General features: G+C 32.3%; 22 protein-coding genes and 3 pseudogenes. 6 read left to right on the top strand and 19 right to left on the bottom strand.

From position 1 onward, the window contains the following. Positions 1 to 14: 14 nt before the first annotated feature. The gene (locus tag BN7444_RS02075; RefSeq protein ID WP_174532087.1) at positions 15 to 626 is read right to left on the bottom strand and encodes a TetR/AcrR family transcriptional regulator; all 612 of its coding nucleotides are present in this window, start codon (positions 624 to 626) and stop codon (positions 15 to 17) included. A 294-nt stretch (positions 627 to 920) separates the two neighbouring features. Between BN7444_RS02075 and BN7444_RS02080 the strand changes: the two genes are divergently transcribed. The 6 genes and pseudogenes from BN7444_RS02080 to BN7444_RS09625 all read left to right on the top strand — a co-directional run. Further along, positions 921 to 1,277 (top strand): plasmid mobilization protein, encoded by a 357-nt coding sequence (locus BN7444_RS02080; protein ID WP_068455092.1) that lies wholly within the window; start codon positions 921 to 923, stop codon positions 1,275 to 1,277. A 2-nt stretch (positions 1,278 to 1,279) separates the two neighbouring features. Further along, positions 1,280 to 2,317 (top strand): annotated as a pseudogene (locus tag BN7444_RS02085) (relaxase/mobilization nuclease domain-containing protein); the annotation flags it as partial. A 5-nt stretch (positions 2,318 to 2,322) separates the two neighbouring features. After that, positions 2,323 to 2,517: a hypothetical protein gene (locus BN7444_RS02090; RefSeq protein ID WP_068455095.1), complete on the top strand. Its 195-nt coding sequence runs from the start codon at positions 2,323 to 2,325 to the stop codon at positions 2,515 to 2,517. A gap of 264 nt (positions 2,518 to 2,781) precedes the next feature. Continuing rightward, a complete protein-coding gene (mobC, locus tag BN7444_RS02095) occupies positions 2,782 to 3,141 on the top strand; it encodes a plasmid mobilization relaxosome protein MobC (protein ID WP_068455103.1) in 360 nt (119 codons plus the stop codon). Positions 3,142 to 3,144: 3 nt separating this feature from the next. Further along, complete coding sequence (locus tag BN7444_RS02100) at positions 3,145 to 4,848, top strand: relaxase/mobilization nuclease domain-containing protein (RefSeq protein ID WP_068455106.1); 1,704 nt, start codon at positions 3,145 to 3,147, stop codon at positions 4,846 to 4,848. Between the two features lie 131 nt (positions 4,849 to 4,979). After that, positions 4,980 to 5,192, top strand: a pseudogene (locus tag BN7444_RS09625) (transposase); the annotation flags it as partial. A gap of 148 nt (positions 5,193 to 5,340) precedes the next feature. Here BN7444_RS09625 and BN7444_RS09035 read toward each other — a convergent pair. The 18 genes and pseudogenes from BN7444_RS09035 to BN7444_RS02175 form a co-directional block, all read right to left on the bottom strand. Further along, positions 5,341 to 5,583: an IS3 family transposase gene (locus tag BN7444_RS09035; RefSeq protein ID WP_167627189.1), complete on the bottom strand. Its 243-nt coding sequence runs from the start codon at positions 5,581 to 5,583 to the stop codon at positions 5,341 to 5,343. A gap of 94 nt (positions 5,584 to 5,677) precedes the next feature. After that, the gene (locus BN7444_RS02105) at positions 5,678 to 6,544 is read right to left on the bottom strand and encodes an AraC family transcriptional regulator (RefSeq protein WP_068455108.1); all 867 of its coding nucleotides are present in this window, start codon (positions 6,542 to 6,544) and stop codon (positions 5,678 to 5,680) included. A 231-nt stretch (positions 6,545 to 6,775) separates the two neighbouring features. After that, positions 6,776 to 6,967 (bottom strand): hypothetical protein, encoded by a 192-nt coding sequence (locus BN7444_RS02110; protein ID WP_068455113.1) that lies wholly within the window; start codon positions 6,965 to 6,967, stop codon positions 6,776 to 6,778. A 428-nt stretch (positions 6,968 to 7,395) separates the two neighbouring features. Beyond that, positions 7,396 to 7,815, bottom strand: a complete 420-nt coding sequence (locus BN7444_RS02115; RefSeq protein WP_019133561.1) for a nuclear transport factor 2 family protein — start codon at positions 7,813 to 7,815, stop codon at positions 7,396 to 7,398. 275 nt (positions 7,816 to 8,090) lie between these two features. Then, entirely contained in the window at positions 8,091 to 8,585 is a 495-nt protein-coding gene (locus BN7444_RS02120; protein WP_068455116.1) for a GNAT family N-acetyltransferase, read from the bottom strand. A 45-nt stretch (positions 8,586 to 8,630) separates the two neighbouring features. After that, positions 8,631 to 8,837 (bottom strand): helix-turn-helix domain-containing protein, encoded by a 207-nt coding sequence (locus BN7444_RS09595; protein ID WP_082941215.1) that lies wholly within the window; start codon positions 8,835 to 8,837, stop codon positions 8,631 to 8,633. A gap of 174 nt (positions 8,838 to 9,011) precedes the next feature. After that, positions 9,012 to 9,629, bottom strand: a complete 618-nt coding sequence (locus tag BN7444_RS02125; protein ID WP_068455119.1) for a DNA alkylation repair protein — start codon at positions 9,627 to 9,629, stop codon at positions 9,012 to 9,014. Continuing rightward, a complete protein-coding gene (locus BN7444_RS09540; protein ID WP_281189418.1) occupies positions 9,626 to 9,754 on the bottom strand; it encodes a hypothetical protein in 129 nt (42 codons plus the stop codon). Before BN7444_RS09540 ends, BN7444_RS02125 begins: the two co-directional genes overlap by 4 nt. A 114-nt stretch (positions 9,755 to 9,868) precedes the next feature. Continuing rightward, positions 9,869 to 10,141 (bottom strand): GNAT family N-acetyltransferase, encoded by a 273-nt coding sequence (locus BN7444_RS09415; protein ID WP_218016002.1) that lies wholly within the window; start codon positions 10,139 to 10,141, stop codon positions 9,869 to 9,871. Between the two features lie 211 nt (positions 10,142 to 10,352). Next, on the bottom strand, positions 10,353 to 10,610 hold the full coding sequence (locus BN7444_RS02135) for a hypothetical protein (protein WP_068455122.1): 258 nt from the start codon (positions 10,608 to 10,610) through the stop codon (positions 10,353 to 10,355). A gap of 20 nt (positions 10,611 to 10,630) precedes the next feature. After that, positions 10,631 to 13,066: an FtsX-like permease family protein gene (locus BN7444_RS02140; protein WP_068455125.1), complete on the bottom strand. Its 2,436-nt coding sequence runs from the start codon at positions 13,064 to 13,066 to the stop codon at positions 10,631 to 10,633. Next, complete coding sequence (locus BN7444_RS02145; RefSeq protein WP_068455128.1) at positions 13,059 to 13,739, bottom strand: ABC transporter ATP-binding protein; 681 nt, start codon at positions 13,737 to 13,739, stop codon at positions 13,059 to 13,061. Before BN7444_RS02145 ends, BN7444_RS02140 begins: the two co-directional genes overlap by 8 nt. Positions 13,740 to 13,791: 52 nt before the next feature. Further along, complete coding sequence (locus BN7444_RS02150; RefSeq protein WP_068455132.1) at positions 13,792 to 14,652, bottom strand: sensor histidine kinase; 861 nt, start codon at positions 14,650 to 14,652, stop codon at positions 13,792 to 13,794. 51 nt (positions 14,653 to 14,703) lie between these two features. Next, positions 14,704 to 14,967: pseudogene (locus tag BN7444_RS02155) on the bottom strand (ATP-binding cassette domain-containing protein); the annotation flags it as partial. A gap of 52 nt (positions 14,968 to 15,019) precedes the next feature. Next, positions 15,020 to 15,880: a sensor histidine kinase gene (locus tag BN7444_RS02160; protein ID WP_068455132.1), complete on the bottom strand. Its 861-nt coding sequence runs from the start codon at positions 15,878 to 15,880 to the stop codon at positions 15,020 to 15,022. Then, complete coding sequence (locus BN7444_RS02165) at positions 15,881 to 16,531, bottom strand: response regulator transcription factor (RefSeq protein ID WP_068455135.1); 651 nt, start codon at positions 16,529 to 16,531, stop codon at positions 15,881 to 15,883. A 167-nt stretch (positions 16,532 to 16,698) separates the two neighbouring features. Then, positions 16,699 to 19,248, bottom strand: coding sequence for a S8 family peptidase (locus tag BN7444_RS02170; RefSeq protein WP_068455140.1), 2,550 nt, complete (start codon positions 19,246 to 19,248; stop codon positions 16,699 to 16,701). Continuing rightward, entirely contained in the window at positions 19,245 to 20,210 is a 966-nt protein-coding gene (locus tag BN7444_RS02175) for an AAA family ATPase (protein ID WP_068455143.1), read from the bottom strand. Before BN7444_RS02175 ends, BN7444_RS02170 begins: the two co-directional genes overlap by 4 nt. Positions 20,211 to 20,276 lie beyond the last annotated feature (66 nt).

Consider the following 20,276-nt stretch of genomic DNA (forward strand, 5'->3'; position numbering starts at 1 on the left):
TTCTTTTTATGTTTTCATCTCATAATCCTCTCCCATCCAAAATTCATTGCAGCTTCCATCATATCAATAAGATTCAAAGCATTATGATAAGAATACTGGTGCGTGATTATCTCAAATAACGGAGTACAAGCCATTGTATAAAGTATATGTAGTTCATTATCGCCTAAATCATTTACTGGAATCTTTTTCTCTTTAAGAGCTACTATCAATTTCTTTGCGCCTTGAACTTCAAGATTCACTAAATCATGACGAATTGATTCAAATTCTGTGCCTTGAGAGCAATTAAATAGAAGATTAAACACAGAACCATTTTTGTAAATAAACCTTAACAATTCTTCATTGCTATTATCAGATTTCTTTTCAAAGCATTCTCTTCCATTTAACTTTATTTCCTCTATAGCTTGATTGGTTAACTCTTTATTTCTTTTGTACAGGTGATCTAATGTGGGAATCACAATAGCCCTAAAAATATCCTCTTTAGATTTAAAATGTTTATATATTGCACCAGGAGTAACTCCTGCATTTTTAGCAATAACTCGCACAGAAGCCCGCTCAAAGCCATGCTCTTTAAATTCGTTACTCGCACTTTGCAATATTCTTTTAATTGTAACTTCTTTATTTCTCACAAATACACGCTCCATTTAAGATAACACCGTTTACTATAAGTTAGCATACTCTAACCGAAAAGTCAAGTTTAAGTGACTTGTCCCATCAAGTATGGTACAATCTAATTATAAATTTAAAATTTGCTTAATGCTTGCTGCCCTAATCATTCTTTTGTAGCAAGCACAGTAAGTGTACGGACACTTACGGAAAATTGACGAAGCAGCCCCTTGGGATCTGCTTCTTTTTTTTATCAATTTTTAGCTTGTTAGGGAGAACCCTAAGACCCCGAAATACACTCAAAGGAGGAACTAACTATGGCAAATAGAATAAGAAACGAAAGGCTTGAAATTAAACTAACTGAAGAAGAAAAGGCTCTTTTTAAAGAGAAAAAAAGACTTGCGAAGTGTAGAAGCATGAGCCATTTCATCCGCAAATGCATTTTGGAAAAGGAAATTTATCAAGTGGATTTAGAGCCTTTCAGAGATTTACAAGGCTTACTTTCTAATGCAACAAACAACATCAATCAGATTGCAAAGCGAGTAAATTCGACAGGTGTAATCTACAAAGAGGACATCGATGATATAAAAAAAGAGATTGAACATTTCTCAAAAGAGCTGTGGCAAATTCATTCACTACTTCTGACAAGAACATCTGAAACGGAAGGTGAATAATAATGGCTATTACAAAAATACACCCAATTAAATCGACTCTTAATCTTGCTATTGACTACTTTGTAAATGGAGATAAAACAGACGAGCAGCTTTTAGTAAGCACTCATAAATGCCACGAAGCAACTGCTCACACTCAGTTTTTAAGGACACGAAATGACGCAGGAACAAAAGGAACCGTTCTTGCAAGACATCTCATTCAATCATTTTTACCGGGAGAAACAAGCCCTGAATTGGCTCACCAGATTGGTATGGAGCTGTGTAAAAAGATACTCAAAGATGAGCACGAATTTGTCTTATCTACTCACGTAGATAAGGGGCATATCCACAATCACATCATCTTCAATAATGTAAATATGGTAACAGGTAGGTGCTACCAGTCTAACAAGAAAAGCTACCACCAAATCCGTTATCAGAGTGATAAACTCAGCAAAGAAAATAGCCTATCTGTCATTGACGAGTTTTACGAAAGCTATAAGAAAAAATATAAGATTAACGGTAAATCTTGGTATGAGAATGAACAGGCAAAGCGTGGTACTTCTTGGAAAAGTAGACTTCAATTTGACATTGATAGAATAATAAAACAGTCAAAGGACTGGGACGAATTTTTAAAGAAGATGGCGGATCTTGGCTATGAAATCAAATACGGTAAGCACATTGCTTTTAAGCCAAAAGATAAGTCGAGATTTACAAGGGCTAAAACAATCGGAGAAGATTATACCGAAGAAAGATTAAAAGAACGAATTGCAGAAAGAGAGTTTATCAAGACTCCTGCCGTCAAAAAACGCATCGGCAATGTTATTGACATGAACACCAATGCAAAGGTAAAGGAAAGCAAAGGCTACGAATATTGGGCAACCAAACATAACCTTCATACAATGGCTGACTCTGTTATTTATATCAGAGAACATGGCATTAAATCCGTTAAACAGCTTGACGAGTATATTCAAAAAGCAGCCGATGAAAGGCAAAATATACAAGAGAAAATCAAAACTATTGATAAGGAAATGCAGAAGCTTTCCACCACTATGGAGCAAGTTCATATTTAATGCTATATCCTAAAGAAGAACTACAAAAACAAATAGAAAAAGATAACGAGATCACATTTAAAATTTGGGATATCTTAAAAAATATTGACGGTACTAATATTGAAGATGAAGGACGAATTTATGGAGGAGGATTAAGGAAAATAGAACCTAAAGAATTAACAAAAGTTATATGCCCGGATATTTTAAATCTTTAATTCTTAGACTAATAATAGTCATTGTCAGCGATATGTTTTCGTTAAGGCAATGACTATTATTTTTCATTTGATATAATAGAAGTATCTAAATTCACCTTTTTTCTGTCATAGCAAGCGAGTACCTTGGATATCCATTTTGAAAAAATAAATCTCCAAGGCTTGTTGAGGAGTTCCCCAAACCCTCGAAATAAATTTTGGATTTTCAAAATTTACGGGATAATCCCAAACCCTTATTAAACTATTTTTATGAAAGGAATTTAAGCTATGAGTGAAAAAAGATACCGAGATCAGCAGATGCTTTTAAGATTTACTTCTGAAGAAAAAGAATTCTTCGAAACCCTTTTTGAAAAAAGTCGATTTACTAATCGCAATGATTTTATTATCCACCTACTCCGCCATCGTAAAATAATTAACGTCCGACTAAATGACGGTCAGCTAAATGCTATGCACGTTTCTCTCTCCCAGATTGGAAATAATATAAATCAAATTGCTCGAAGAATAAATTCTACCAATTCAATTTACCAAGAAGACATTAATGATATTTTAGAAATTAAAAACCAACTGGAAGATATTCGTACTAATCTTCACATGCTATGCAAGACTTTTAGTGTTCAGAGGGCATAAGTTATGGCTGTTATTGTAAAAGGTAAGCCAATTAAGTCCACGTTGCAGAAGGCAATTAATTATGTTGCAGACGCTTATAAAACAGAAAACAAAATATTAGTTTCAACGCATGGCACAAGCATTGATTATGGAGAGAGAGATTTTTTTGAGGTTTGGAATACTAATACAAATCAACAAAAGAAAGTATTAGCAAGACACCTTAAACAGTCTTTCGCTCCAGGAGAAGTATCTCCTGAAGAAGCACACGAAATTGCCTTGGAATTTTGTGAGCGTTTTTTAAAAGGTGAGTATCAATACGTGGTGGGAACACACGTTGATACAAACTGTATTCATAATCACATTCTTTTTAATAACATACGAATGACGGATTTTAAAGCCTATAAAATTACAAAAGATATTCCTGTTATTAGGCAAATTAATGATGACATTTGTAAAGAACACGGACTATCCATTATTGATCCCAACATGGAAAAAGAATTTTTAAACGACCATTATCGAAACACGAGGTCATATTATGAGGATATGTGTTTGAAAAAAGGGCTGTCCTGGAAAGCAAAAATTCAATCCGGGATCGACTTATGTATTGAGCAAGCAACAAGCTATGAGGATTTTCTTTTATTGGTCGAAGACATTGGGCTTATTTATGATGACAACGGAAAGTATCTAAAAATTAAATTCCCGGAACAACAAAAGTTTACAAGGTGTAAAGAACAAACACTTGGGAAAGACTATACACGTGGAGCTATTCAAAATCGAATCGAACAAGAAATAGAAATTAAAAATCAAATTGAAAACAAGCCGAAGATGTATATGCAAGATCCCAATTTTATAAAACAAACAAAGCAAAAAATTCAGAACGATCTTCATACTATTCTCGGCGAAGAAAAGACCTTCCGTGATTTTATGGAGCATTTTTCCTCTCTAGGTTACAGTTATGATCCTGATGGAAAAGTCTATATGTTTGAAGATAATCGTCGCTCTGTTACTTGTCCGGAAGCTAGACTCAGTAAAAAATATCATATGGAGCAAATACAAGCTGCATATCGTGAAGCCGACATCGATATTTATAAGCAGCAATTTATCAATTATAAAGTCATCAATCGAACAAAATATGCTATGGAGTCAGCTATAAAATATGCTTCATCTTACGACGAATTTTTAAACGAGATGAGAAAGAAACAATATGATTTTAAGGAGTACCGTGGAGAACTTTACTTGAAATATTCAAGTGATGAAGAATTTACGCTTGTACACCCCACCACTTTTGGAACGGACTATATCAAAGAAATGATCAGTTTTAACATTATGCATAAAACGATCGGTCAAGAAGATGTACGAATAATCCGTTTTGAAAAAGGTCTTAATCAGAATGAGATCTTAACGAGAAATATGACGATGATGAACGAGAACTATCTGCTCTTGAAAAAACATGGAATCAATAGCTTCTCAGAAATTACAGAAGTAATTAATTTCTACAACAACATTCAGAAGAAAAACAACGATCGAATTAAAGAGATAAAAGAGCTTACAGGAGGCTATTTAACGGATTCAAAATTAAAGTCTGAACTAACGGACCTCTATAACGATAATCGTCGTTTAAAGGCTTCTGTGGCAAATCTTCATAAAATTCATGATAACTACTCACGATATTTGGAACTTAATGATCGATCAAAAGAAAGACTAGATATAGGTACGCCTAGCCGTTAAATGATTCTCTAAGATATAAAATGTCGGAGCATTATGGGTTATAAAGTATCCATTGGGTGTTTGAAAATGTGACGAACCCGCAGCAAAAACTAATGACGGTAACGGAGAGAAAGTAGTTTAACAAGAGCCACAGTCTTTTAAAGAAACCGACAAAGAACTTAACAGAAGACGAAAAGTTCGTTGTCGCCATCTTGTTTAAAACGAACGATGCTATTCGTACCGCTTATATTTTAAAAGAAGGCTTTACAGTTCTATCTCATCAAAAAATCTCTGCTATGACAACTCTAACACAGTGGATGGAAGAAGCTAAAAAAGCGGTCAAAAAAAGTGGCGATACTGCTTAAGCGCTTAGAAAAACTAGTTCAGCGAGATTACCAGCAGCTTTAATTACCTGTAGAAAAAAGGTCGGAGCACTATAGAGTCACCCCATAAAGTTGGACTTAATCGAGTAAGCATTTCGCTTGCTCGATTTTGTTTTACATAATATTCGTTCTATGCTGCGTTCATTCGTTCACGGTATTGCTTTGGACTCAAGCCTCCTAGCTTTTCTTTGATTCGATCGTTGTTGTAGTAGTGGATAAAGTTTTTAATAGCCCGGACAAGATCTTTCCTACTTCGGTAAACGTAGCCTGCAAAGATTTCTCTTTTCAGTACGCTAAAGAAGTTTTCCATGGGTGCGTTGTCGTAGCAGTTGCCTTTTCTCGACATGAAGCGAGTGAACACTAAGTCTATCAAGTCAACCTATCTGTTTGTAGAAACATATCCATAAACCTTTTAACGATAGGTAGAAACTATCGTTAAAAGGTTTCAGACAGATTAACTGGTGTTTTTAAGCTTTAGTTATCGGAATCCAAAGTTCCATTTTATAGTCTTTGCTATTCATATCACCTTCATAATAATATTCAAAGTCAGGTTTTCCTGAATGGACATAACCATGCTCAGGGAAGAAAACTTCCATCGCATATTTCCATCCGTTATGAATACAATCCGGAACAGATCCTATTAATTCTACAACAGCATATTCCGCTTCTTCCACTTCCAAAATTTCTAAGCCCATACTTTTTGCTTCGTCTACATCATTAACAATATAGCCGGCCATATAGTTAATTGTATTAACTTCTAAAGCATCCTGGTTATCAAAGTTTAATATATCGTGGCAAACCCCAACAGATTCTCCTGTCCCTAATTTTGACATCTCTTCATGGCTAACCTTAGAAAATAATTTTCCCCATATACTTGAACATAATGATGAATTGATGTTTTGTTCATTTACACCTGCAACCGTAAATGCTTTCTTCTTTTGAATTGTAATATTCATACTTCTTCCTCCCTTAATACTTAGTGTTAATTGCACCCTAGAAACTAATTTGAATGGTTTCCCATTTCTTACCTCAGAAGGAGTGAATCCATGAAAATTCTTAAAAGCTGTCCCGAATGAATCCGGTGACTCATATCCAAATCTTAAGGCAACATCAATAATTTTTTCATCTGTATCTCTTAATATAATGGCCGCTTCAGTTAATCTTCTACTTCTTAAATACTCTGAAAGTGTTGTTTCAGTTAATATAGAAAACAAGCGACTGAACATAGAATAAGAGTATCCGGATAATTGAGTTACTTTCTCTTTGCTGATTTCATCATCAAGAACTGTTTCAAGATAATCAATCGTATTATTAAACGACTTGATAATATTCATTTCGATTCCCCCTTTCTTTCGGTTTATTTTAGTATAGAGGAAGATTTCTTTTCCTACTCTACAATATCCGTACAAGTTTTATAGGTTTTATCTCTTAGAAGCTTATAGTTTGCAAGCTCAATAAACCGTGGTTTATTTAAATGCTGTCAAAATATTTCTTAGCTTCTTTTATATCTAAACAAGTGATATCACTACTCTTCTTTATTGCTTCAATTTCTTTTCCAGTGTTTTTTAATGCAAAACTAGTTCTTTTTCTTCCTCCGAAATATAAGTTGACACCAACTCTTCATGTCCTATTGCTCTACACAGTTCATTTATTTGAGTTTGCATCTTATTTATCTGTTCTTTGTCCCTTGAAGAATTTAACACTCCTACTACAAAATCTAAAAATAAAGCACCTCTCAATACATAAGCTGTGTCCATTTATTATCTCCACAAATTTTAATTTATCTAATTTTTCCCCATCTATGCCGTTGACACAAACTATCAAAATATCTAAAGTGTTGCTACGACCTTTTCCTTATATTTATAGTGTTGCTACAAGTGAGTATTTGAAATATATTATTAAATACTGATTCTGAAACCTAATCATATATTTATCTAGTTCAAAATTTATAAAACTATTGATTTCAAGCCTATCAGATTCTTATTAGTCCATTTCTCTTGTCATCAACGCCATAGCTTCCACATGTATCAAGACTTCCCTGATGATAACCATACATCAAGAAGTGACTCTTAACGCTCGTTGCATGAGGGAAGCTGGCAAAAGGAATGTCGTTGAAGGGTGCGAATCGAAGGCTGATTAATTAGCATAATTATTCATATCACTTAGGATTTGCTCGTTGACGACATCAAAACCAATTTACTCTTTCATCTCTAAATTCAGGATCGCTGCTTTGCTGATAAGGGTTGTAGTTACTTCGATTGCACCCATATTCTTTTAAAAATTTTATCTTATTATCAGCCGTCCATTCAATCAAAGAAATTCCGTCAAATTCTTCTGTTTTACCTGTATGCATTTCATTTTTGAAATACCATTCAACGATCGTCTGATTTTCTTTATGAAAAAATTGCTTAATTTCCCATACCAAAACTTTCCCTCTCGTATTCCACTCTTTAAACCAGTGTTTTACTGTTTGCAGATCATAATATTGTGGTCCCCAGCTTTCTGTGTAAACCACATTTTCTGAAAAAATATGATCCATACCTAAATCTCGTTGAATTATCCACATCTCAAACCACAAACGTATTATTTCTTCTTTTTCTCTCATAAAAACCTCATAAGTTAAATGTTCTTTTCATTAAAATACATAAATCTCAAACTCGTGCTTCATGGATTCTTCCAGCAACCGTCTATTTTCACTTATAAGAGATTTCCCAAAACTGAATTTACCGCCTATATTCATTTGTGGCATAAACTGCTACCGCCGCAGTAATAATCTATTGTTCAATTAACTTACCTGCTTTATTTCCTTTCCAACTAAAGTCCAAGAATTAAGTTGATTTCGACCGAGTTCCTCCGTTCAAACATTCCAATGTAAATTTGTTATTTATTTCTATAAATAAATCTTACTTCACGAAGCTCTTTGCCCCCAATAGTATCAACCAGATAATCCTCTGTTTGGAGAAACCCAAAATGCTCATAGAAATTTTTAGCCGCAATATTGTCATCAAGCACCCATAGGAACAGTTCATCAAAACCAAGCTTGTTAAGTTCTAAAATAGTTGCTTCAAGAAGCTTTTTCCCGTAGCCCTTTCCCATATATTCTGGAAGAAAATATATTGAAATGATTTCACCACACTCAGAAAACTTCTCAAAACGGGACCTGCAAAAGCTGCTTGTGCCGATATACTTTCCATCGTCAATACAAACAAGTGTCTTCCATCCAGGTATATCAAAGTTTTTTGACCATCTTCCCTCAGGAATTGAATTAAGATATTCTTGTGGAATTATCCCTTTGTAGGCATGTTTCCAACTATCTTCGTAAATTTTGCTGATAGCCAATCTATCATCTGAATGTGTTATATATCTGATTTCCATTTGTTACACTCTCCCTACAGCTCACTAATACAATTTCCATAAAAATCATTCTTCTCGCTTCACATACCTTAACTCGATATCGTACCCCAGAGCTTCCATCAACTTGACAAGCGTGTTGTTGACGATGGTTTCCTTGCTGCGGATCACCCGGTTTACATTGGGAGCGGATGTTTCGATTTCCTTTGCCAGCCTTGCCTGGGTGATTCCGGCTTCAATACATTTTATTTTTATGTCCGGGCTTTTCTTCGGAATCCCTTGATTTCAAGGTATTTTATGCGCTTTTAGTCCTTCACTCTTGACATCAAGACTACCCTGATGATAACCCTACATTAAGAAATAGGTCTGCACGCTCGTTGCAGGATGGAAGTTAACAAAGGTAATCTTGTGGGAGGGTGCGTGTCTAAGTCCACCGCAAGCCGGGAATTGTCAGCTAATAAATTTACTCGCCAACTTGTACACTTGATTTATTTCTTTGCTTTCTAACTTCCAATTATTGAGTTCAGCTTTAATTAACTCTGGAAATTTTTTACTAATATCTCTTAAAGCATTCCCTACCGATTTTCTAACATATTCACTCGTATCTTCTTTTAAGTTGGCAATTCGTCTAATAGCTTCATTCGGATTATCTTTGAAATATGGTCTACTTGTCCATATTCTAAGTCCCTCTGTAACTGCTCTCCTTGTATTAGGATTATTGTTTTTTAACCATTCATCAATTATTGGAAGTGCTTTTTCATATCCTATTTTTTTGCAAAATTCATCAAATGCCTTCGCCAATACTTCCTGAACTCTCCAATTATCATCTTTGGAAACTTCATCCCTCATAAATGCTAAAATATCATCTTGCTCTGATAAGTATCCAAAAAGAAATACACCATACATTCTAACTTGATAGGCATCAGATTTATATGCTAAAAATGCTAATTTTCTTATATATTCATTATCATTAGATTTGTAATCTGCAAAGGCTCTTTTTTCCTCCTCTTTGAAGCCATTTTCTATCAACGAAAATTCTTTTTCTAAACTCACGATATATTCTTTCATGCAGCTTCATCTCCTCCTAACTTCCAATTTCTCGCTTTGCCACCTTTTCCAATCTTATTAATCGGCTTTCTTTTGAATACACTGCAGCCATCACTTTCTCCAATAAATTCAAAATCATTTTTCATCGCAATTCGTTTGGAATTTTCCTGGTTCGGGGCACACTCAATAATCAAGTTTTTCCCTATCTCTGAACTACGGTTTATAAAGGCTTTTGTTAATTCATTGGCATATCCTTTCCCTCAGTATCTCTTATTGAGTATCCAACCCAGTTCGAAGGAGTCATTGTCATACTCATGAAATATTGCATATCCGATAAACTTCTGACTAAAATCTTCCACCGCATAAATCAAAGGAGGGTCAATCAGTGCGACACTATTTAGAAAATTCGCTATTTTTTCCCATGAAAAAGGCGGTTCTATAAATTCCATGACAGCTTCATCTGAAAGTAGATTATATAATTCCGTTAGATCATTATTAGTAAATTTTCTTATCTTTAATCGTTCGGTAATCATGCGGTCCCTGCATCTTTTCAAGACGCACAACGCTTTCCAAATGGCTTGAGTGGTCAGTATGGATAAAATTAAATTTTTTTAAAAAGCCTTGTATGTGGGAATATATTAATCAATACGTATCTTATAATACATTATATCATTCTGGAGCAAAGAAAAAACAGCCCTCAAAAGAGCTGTTTAGATTATTATTTTCTTGTTTTAATCGCATTACTTATATTAGATGACCTACAAACATTGCTATAGGCAGTAATAAGATTAAAAGGACATTTAACGCCATAAACAACTTATCCTTTTCCTTTACCCCAAATATTAAACCTATTAGTCCAATAATTGGGCAGACAAACATTGATGTGAGTCCAGTTGGTCTTAGACTGGTATAGCTTTCAAAGATGTCTATTGGCAGTAGGTAGGAAATCAGAAATATTACGAGTCCAAGTAAAAAAAATTTTTTACTGATATTTTTCTTCATACTATTCTCTTCCTTTGAAATTATATTGTTCGAATTAAATCTATCGTTGGTCTGTCTAAAATTCTCTTTAAAGAAAAATTATAGATTAGTAAGTTGATTGCGTATACCACAATAGAAAATCCAAGAAACAATTTATAGTCATAATATCTTATTAATAAATTAAGACTTAAATTAGGAGCTATACGAGATATTACAAACATGACTACTAATGTGGTTATTCCGGCAACAATAAATGATTTTATTTGCTCTTCTATAAACTCTTTTCGATAAATATTCTTTAACTCTTCTACGTCCATACCGCATGAATAAAGGCTGCCAATTTCCTTCTTTCTACTCATGAGACTTAAATTAATGGATGAATAACCATTTGTCACATTAAGAATAAAAATAATGAAAGCCATCGCAAATGCGACTTTCTTTAAAGATTCTAGATCACTTTTTCGATTCATTTCAATATCTGCTTTTGTGTTTATATCGTACTTTTCATTTGGCATTATCGATTCTCTTATCTTATTATCCAAATAATCCTTTACATTTCTCATATCCGAGTCTTTTACATTCATATTTAATACATACGGAGCATTAATAAATTCTTCATCTTTTGACTCATCCATAAGTTGGAAGAAGGTATCGAAATCTGTGTAGATTTTTACATAAAATGGTAAAGTTATTGAATCATAGTTTCCTAAATCATCTATAGTTTTAGAAATTTTTATACTTTTTCGAAAATTTTCCCCTATCTGTAAGTTTATATCTTTCGGATTATTAAAATATGGTATTTTATTTGCTTTAGCTACTGGAGTGTTTGGGTCTTCTTGTACCATATTATAAAGAATAAAATCACCCTTACTTGCTCCCAATTTACTAAAGTCTTCATCTTCTAAAGCTATAAGCATCCCATTCAACTGGCTTGAATGACTCTTTTTCAAATCATACTCTAACTTTTGATCCAAAGACTTACTAATAGATTCTTTGGACAAATCTAAATCATTATCTACCTGAATATAACTTTCTTTTGAAACATAGGACTTATTATTTGGAATTTCTCGCTGAATTTCTTTAAAGACTTTAGGAACTTTCTTATTTTCACTATAATAACTAGCTATTACATTGTAGCCTGCATCATAGTAAGAAAAATCTCTGTTATATTTAGTTACTGCCACAATAATAACTAAAACAGAAATTATAATGACACCGATAGCAGAAACATAACGCTGTGATTTAATACTATCAAGGTTATTTGATTTTAATTCTTTCCATAAATTCCTAGATCTTTTTTTCTTAAAGCTATCAAAGTCTAAATTTCCCTTTATACCTTCAATAATAGATATTTTTGAAACTTTCTTTGCTGGTTGAATAATAGAAAATACTACTACTAAAAGAGCTACTGTAACAATCGCTAGGCTAAGTAAAGGACTGAAATAACTAGATACCAAGTTTTCGACCCCTTGATCAATCTCAAGATGCCTAAACAATTTTAAGATAAGACAGTATCCAAAGATATGACCAATTAATATAGGTAGAACAGATAGGAAAATACCTTCTTTTAATAGTAACAAGTATATCTGAAAATCCGTAGTGCCTATAGACTTATATACAGAAAGTTCCTTGATTTTCCTAAAAGCCCACACCTTGAATATATTTTTTACAAAAAATACAAATAGTAATATAGCCCCTATTACAGAAAGAATGGTTCCTAATTCAGTTAAAATATTATGGGGAAAGTCATACTCAACACCGTAGTAATCTATTAAATTAGAATTGAAAGTTAAGGGAACATCTCCACCTAATTTTTTATTGATTTCATTTTGTAGATTTACTTTGTTATCATAAGCCTTTTCAAACGAATTAAACTTTAATACTACTTTGCCTGAATCATCTTCATTTTTCAGTGCTAAAGCATAATTAACTCTACTGTATTTATTATAGACATCTTCATAAATTCCAACTACCTCAAAGTCTTTACTAAAACTAAGATTATAAAACTCCTTATCAGTAAAAGTACTTATGGCATCTATCTCTTTACCCTCTATTAGTCTATGCCCAAAATCAAGCTGTATTTTATCTCCTAATTTTAGCTTATTTTTTTCGACTAGACTTTTAGATAAAACTATTTCTCCATCATTTCTAGCAAATCGTCCTTCAAGTAAATCTGAATGCTCTCTCATTTTATTTATATCATTATCTTGATAATTTACGGCAATCAAATCATTCTTGTACTTTGCCGATTCAGGGTTTATGGACATTTCACCTACAAATTCTATATTATTAATATCTTTTATTTTTTCAATATCATTACTTGTTAAGTTCCCTTCAAGTTCTGCATCATAAAAATTTACGGTCATGAAACTTTCATTATTATATTTAACAATTGTATAACCATAATAAAAAACCACAGTAAAAAACAAACTTACAATAAATAAGGAGATAAAAATAGGAAAATTCTTCTTATTCATTTCTTTCATCTCCTACAATTTTTCCATCGACTATTGTAATAATACGATTTGTTTGTAAGGCTATTTCTTCATCATGGGTGATTAGGATAATCGTCTGTTTTAAGGTTCTATTGAAATATTTAAAGATTTCTATAATTTCCTTAGAATTTTTTCTGTCTAAATTACCTGTTGGTTCATCTGCTAGTATGATAGATGGATTGTAGATAAGACTTCTGGCTATGGCAACTCTTTGTTGCTGGCCTCCTGAAAGTTCACTTGGAAAAGAGTCAAGTTTACTTTCTATACCAAGTTTTTTTACTATATCTGAAAATTCATCTTTATTTATTTTTCTCTTATCAAGCTTTAGGGGCAACTCAATGTTATGCCTAACTGTTAAGTTGGGGATTAAATTATAAAATTGATAAATTAATCCAACTTTTCTTCTTCTAAAGTATGCCAATTCTTTTGTAGAATACTTTGAGATGTCGTTACCATCTATATAAACCTTACCATCATCTGGGCTATCTACTCCTCCTATGATATGTAGGAGGGTTGATTTACCAGATCCACTTGGTCCAACAATAGCAACAAATTCACCTCTTTCAATTTCAAGGTTAACACCGTCTAAGGCAATGACCTTAGAATTACCCTCGCCATATTCTTTTCTTAGGTTTTCTACTTTTAATATTTCCATACTTGCCTCCTTTTTCTTGTGTCAAGGTAAGCATATGAAAGTAAAGTGACTTTTAGGTGACATTGTAAAATTTAATTTCAAATCTTGCTCCACCATCAATATTTGAAACAGAGATTTCCCCGTTGTTTTTTTCGACAATTGTCTTTGCCATAGCAAGTCCTATGCCAAAACCATTTGAGTCAGGCGTTTTATAAAAGCGTTTAAAGATTTTTTTGATATTATCTTTTGCAATTCCTCCGCCATTGTCTTCAATGATTAAGCTTGTATAGAGGGGATTTTTGTATGATGAAACCACGATTTTATCACAAGACGGTCTATTATCAGCATTCTTTATAATATTAATGAGAGCTTCTGCTAGCCAATAAAAATCACCATAAATACTATTTTTCTTTAAACTTTCTGCTACTTCTACATTAGCAGATCTCCTTAAATCTAAACTATCTAAAGCATAAGCCACTAATTCATCTAAACGAATTTCTTCTTTTTTCATAAGATCTTTGTTGGCATCAAGGCTTGATAGTTTGAGCAAAATATCTGATAGAGAGTTTAATCTGATAGTTTGCCTTTTTAAAATCTCTATCTCTTCATTATCCGGATAGTTTATCTCCAAATTTTCTATGGAAAAAAGCATAGATGTAATAGGAGTTTTGATTTGATGGGCGATGTCTTCTAGGTATTCAATTTGTTTTTCGCTATTTTTAGTACTTGTCTCTTTTGCTTCGACTATTTCTATAAAAAGCTTGTAAAATTTATCTTCCAAAATTGAAAAATCATCTTGCTTCATAGGGATTTTGTAATTTTGATTTTTCATATTTTCTATCAGATCTATAAGTTCATTTATTCTATTTTTCTTTCTTTTTTCTAAAAAATAATACAGAAGTAAAAGACTTATTATCCAAAATACATATATCATTTAATCCATCCTATATCCAATTCCTCTAACAGTAGAAATTACTTCCTTNAGTCCAACTTTTCTTCTTCTAAAGTATGCCAATTCTTTTGTAGAATACTTTGAGATGTCGTTACCATCTATATAAACCTTACCATCATCTGGGCTATCTACTCCTCCTATGATATGTAGGAGGGTTGATTTACCAGATCCACTTGGTCCAACAATAGCAACAAATTCACCTCTTTCAATTTCAAGGTTAACACCGTCTAAGGCAATGACCTTAGAATTACCCTCGCCATATTCTTTTCTTAGGTTTTCTACTTTTAATATTTCCATACTTGCCTCCTTTTTCTTGTGTCAAGGTAAGCATATGAAAGTAAAGTGACTTTTAGGTGACATTGTAAAATTTAATTTCAAATCTTGCTCCACCATCAATATTTGAAACAGAGATTTCCCCGTTGTTTTTTTCGACAATTGTCTTTGCCATAGCAAGTCCTATGCCAAAACCATTTGAGTCAGGCGTTTTATAAAAGCGTTTAAAGATTTTTTTGATATTATCTTTTGCAATTCCTCCGCCATTGTCTTCAATGATTAAGCTTGTATAGAGGGGATTTTTGTATGATGAAACCACGATTTTATCACAAGACGGTCTATTATCAGCATTCTTTATAATATTAATGAGAGCTTCTGCTAGCCAATAAAAATCACCATAAATACTATTTTTCTTTAAACTTTCTGCTACTTCTACATTAGCAGATCTCCTTAAATCTAAACTATCTAAAGCATAAGCCACTAATTCATCTAAACGAATTTCTTCTTTTTTCATAAGATCTTTGTTGGCATCAAGGCTTGATAGTTTGAGCAAAATATCTGATAGAGAGTTTAATCTGATAGTTTGCCTTTTTAAAATCTCTATCTCTTCATTATCCGGATAGTTTATCTCCAAATTTTCTATGGAAAAAAGCATAGATGTAATAGGAGTTTTGATTTGATGGGCGATGTCTTCTAGGTATTCAATTTGTTTTTCGCTATTTTTAGTACTTGTCTCTTTTGCTTCGACTATTTCTATAAAAAGCTTGTAAAATTTATCTTCCAAAATTGAAAAATCATCTTGCTTCATAGGGATTTTGTAATTTTGATTTTTCATATTTTCTATCAGATCTATAAGTTCATTTATTCTATTTTTCTTTCTTTTTTCTAAAAAATAATACAGAAGTAAAAGACTTATTATCCAAAATACATATATCATTTAATCCATCCTATATCCAATTCCTCTAACAGTAGAAATTACTTCCTTATCAAGTTTTTCTCTGATTCTCTTAATAGTTGATGTGAGAGTATTGTCATTTACAAACTTATCCCTATCTTCCCAAAACATTTCTAACAGCTGGCCTCTAGTATAAACTCGGTGAGGATTTTTAATAAATAAGACTAGGATTTCATATTCAAGAGGAGTTAGGTCTATTTGATTAGCCTTAAAATAAACTTTTGAATCATTTAAATCTATTTTGATATCCTTGTAAGTAATTTTTTTGTCTTGACTTAGAGGTATTGTCCTTAAAACCGCATCAATCCTTGCCCTTAATATTGCAAGGGAAAATGGTTTAGTTAAATAGTCGTCTGCGCCTTGATCTAGGGCATCAATTATAAAATCTTCATCATTTTTTACTGTTGTTACAATAACTCTTATGTCCTTATCTTTTAATTTTTCTATCAAATGTTGGCCATCTTTATCTGGTAGATTTATATCAAGTAGTGCCACATCCATGTCTAGATTCATCTTATAGTTTGCTTCGTAAAAAGATGATGCAAGCTTTACCTCATAACCCTTATTAACTAAATACTTTTCCATTTGTAAAGCAATTTCTTTATTATCCTCTATAATCAAAATGCTCTTCATTTTAACCCTCTCATGTATCAACTTTGAAATCTATTAAGTTATTCTGTTCTGTATCATTTGTCTATAAGCAATTTAATGCTACTAACCAATAATTACACTTATAGTATACCATTATCACTTAAATTAAAAACAGACCCTTTACGGATCTGCTAGTTAAAGATATGTTTTTAAAAATTAATAGGTGTTTCTACTTTAAGTTTATTGGAGATATTTATTTTATTTTCTATAGATGAATATAGGTCTATAGTTTCTTCAGGCGTAGAAATACTTACAACTAGTGAATATCTAATTTTTGAATCATATTTATTTAAATACCTTCTTTCTTTCCACCATCCTCCTCCTGGATATACAGCTATATATCTGTTTTCAGCAAGATTTGCTGCGGTATCTTCCCAAATATCTGAATGTATTGATCCAACATTCCTATTATTAGTCCCTAGTAACCATCTATTACTATCATTTAAACTATCATATGTTGTCCCTTTGCTTTTTTCTTCATTTTGGATGTTTTTATTGATTCTATATAAAAAACGTTCTTTATCCTCATTTGTATTATTAACATCAAAAGATAATCTACACCCTGGATATCTATATTTGTCTTCCCAGCCAATCTCTCCTGGAGATGGATCTACAAAATATGATAAAGTGACTTTCATTTTAATAGGAGTTTCCCCTAAAGCTATTAAAACTTCACTAGGCCAAGGAATTTCATGTAAACTCATTTCATTTATTTTTACTCTACCTTTCTCTTTTTTAAAGGGCTGAATTTCGTCTTCTACGATTAAGTTAACTGAATTGTTAAAGCTAAATAAAGCTTTATTTAAATCCGGCTTACCATATCCTACAATTCGAAGCAACTGTCTTAATTCTGTCTTTGTAAGTTTATTAATTTCTTTGTCTCCATAGGATTGTCTTATCATTGCATCTGTCCAGCTAGATGAATGCACCATAATTGCTTTTACAGTTTGTGGCCAAATATTAGGGTATTCATCCATTATTCTTATTGCTAAGTTAGCTGCTTGAGCTGTGGCTGAGCTCGTTCCATTCATAGTTGTAAACAACTTGCCATAATAATAATTTTTGTTAGTTGTAAGAAGTTCTAAATGTTCGAAATTATCATATTTGATGTCTTTAGAGTCTTTATTATAACCTACATTTCCACCTTCTAATACAATCTCAGGCTTAATTGGCCATTTGTGTTCCCACATCAATGAAGAGGTGGTAACAGGAGAATAGCTTCCTTTTTCAACTAAAGGTAAAAAAGATTTATACGAAGGATCCTCACTCATTCTATATTTGTCTGTAAATGCACCTACAGTTAAAGCATTCCATGATTGGGCAGGATCTTCTACAGGATGTGTTGCTACAGCTACTTTGTAATCATCAACTTTTTCAATTTCATAACACTTTGTATTTCCAGCTGAGATAATAATTAATCTTGAATCAGTATCTTCAGCACCATAATTTCCCAATGCTAAGTTATCTATTCCTGCTGACCAAGAAGTAGGTTTTCCATCTCCTCTAAAATATCTTTTGTCTTTCTTATCAGTATTAAAATCAAAACCCGCAGTAACAGGCATAGCAAATACTCTTTTATTATTAGGTCTATTTATTTCAGCCAGAGAAATAGCTCTAGATGTTACATCTGCATATAAATCGACATCATTTTCTATTTGTTCATCTACAAACCTAACTGATTCTAATTTATGATTTATTTCTATACTATTATTACTTTCTAAAGCTCCTTCTAAATTAAAATATGTTGCTATTCCAGCCATTCCTGTACCATGACCATTTGAGCTATTATCTTGTACGATACGATCCTCAAAAGTTGTGTGCATATCCTCATCATCTAAAACTGGGCTTATTAAAGGATGTCCATTATTAACTCCTTTATCTAATATGCAGATAGACAAGTCAGAGTCATTGAAACTGGTCCTCTCTAGAAGTTCTTCTGCCCATTCTTTTTGTTCTTGTATAGTATTTTCTTTTATAAAAAAACTCGCAGGAGTAGTATTTTTTCTAAATTCCGCAATATGATTACTATGCATTAAGATAGTTTTTAAAATTTCAATATCTGCCATTATAGATACTACAACACGTTCAGGAAATTCTACAAAATTTTTGTAATATTTAACTTCAAGTTTATTGCATAAGTCAAAAAAATCTTCAACCACTTTTTCTATTGTAGTATTACTATAAACAGAAAGCCAAACCTCACAAGCTTCTTTATTCTTAATCGGAATCTCTCTATTATCTGTCCATAACTCATTTACCATGGCTTCATTAATCGACTCAATAGATGCAACAACATCCATGCCTTTATCATTATCTTTAAATTTATTTATTTTCTTTAAGAAAAAGTCTTTCTTTTTAAATGGAAGGAATACTGTAGCATATTGTATCCCGTCTTCTTCTTTAACATTACATAGCCTAACTTGTTGACGAGCATCTTCTAAGCTTTTAGAAATCAATTTATAGTTTTCTTTCCCTTTAAATTGCAAATAAACCCCATCTCTTCTTGAAATGGAGCTTACTCTTTGACTATCTGACACTTCTTTGTCCCATATCTTGTTAAACTGACTTTCAAGGAAGTCAGCATGACTTTTTCTATTTCTTTTTGGAATATTTGTCTCTCCTCTACGGTTGATTGGTGAAAATGGAATTGACTCTTTCCCTTCTACTATTTTGATATGTTTTTTTAATTCTTTGGTCATTGCCTAACCTCTTTGTATTGCAAAAACTGTTTTCTTTCTTTTATAAAATCCAATAAAATAGCTTCATCTATCTTTTTATCGTTTAATAATACATATTTTTTAGCCTCTTTACACGCAGTAACTATATCTGCATGACTAAGTCCAAGTGAGTTTTTAATTACTTTTTCTGTAATAATATTTTTTAAATCAAGTCTATACAGATTAATTTGTATTAATCTTACTATTTGTTCTTTATCTGGAAGTTTATATTCAAAAACATCATCAAATCTTCTGAATAATGCTTTGTCTAACATATTTGGATTGTTAGTTGCGCAAATTATTATACTAGCTGAATCATCTTCTTCTATATATTGAAGAAATGAGTTTAGTATTCTTCTCATTTCCCCAACGTCATTATCAAAACTTCTATCAGAACCAATAGCATCGAATTCATCAAATAAATATACCCCTCTATATTCTCTTATCTGTTCAAAAATCTTTTTTAGCTTCACACTTGTTTCTCCCATATACTTAGAAATTAGGTGGTGAATTTGTATGGAATATAAAGGTAATCCTAATTCATATGCAATTACTGATGCTGTCATTGTCTTTCCTGTCCCAGGATTTCCTTCTAACAATAATTTAGACCTATTTTTTAAACCGTTTTTTAGCAAAACATCTCTTTTCTTATATTCTGAAATTATTCTATCAATCTTGCTTTTTAGTGAATTGCTAACTACAAGCTGTTCAATTCCTGTATCGGAATATTTTAATTCCAAAGATTTATTACTATTATTAAATTTTATTACATTGTTTTTCGTTGATGGAGAGTTTTCTACTAATGCCTTTATTTCTCTAGCACTATTTGTATGGCCTACTTTCGCTTCATGAGCTGCTATTTGTAAAGCTATCACTTTAAATTTATCGCTATCTCCACCAAAATGAGCTTTAAGCAGCTCTTTTACTTGATTTATTGTTGCCATTCTCTCCCTCCTTTTAATCCGTATATTTTTATTTATTATAACACCCATAAGCAAAAGATGAAATAT

The organism is Peptoniphilus pacaensis (genome assembly GCF_900088125.1).
Lineage (GTDB): Bacteria > Bacillota > Clostridia > Tissierellales > Peptoniphilaceae > Aedoeadaptatus > Aedoeadaptatus pacaensis.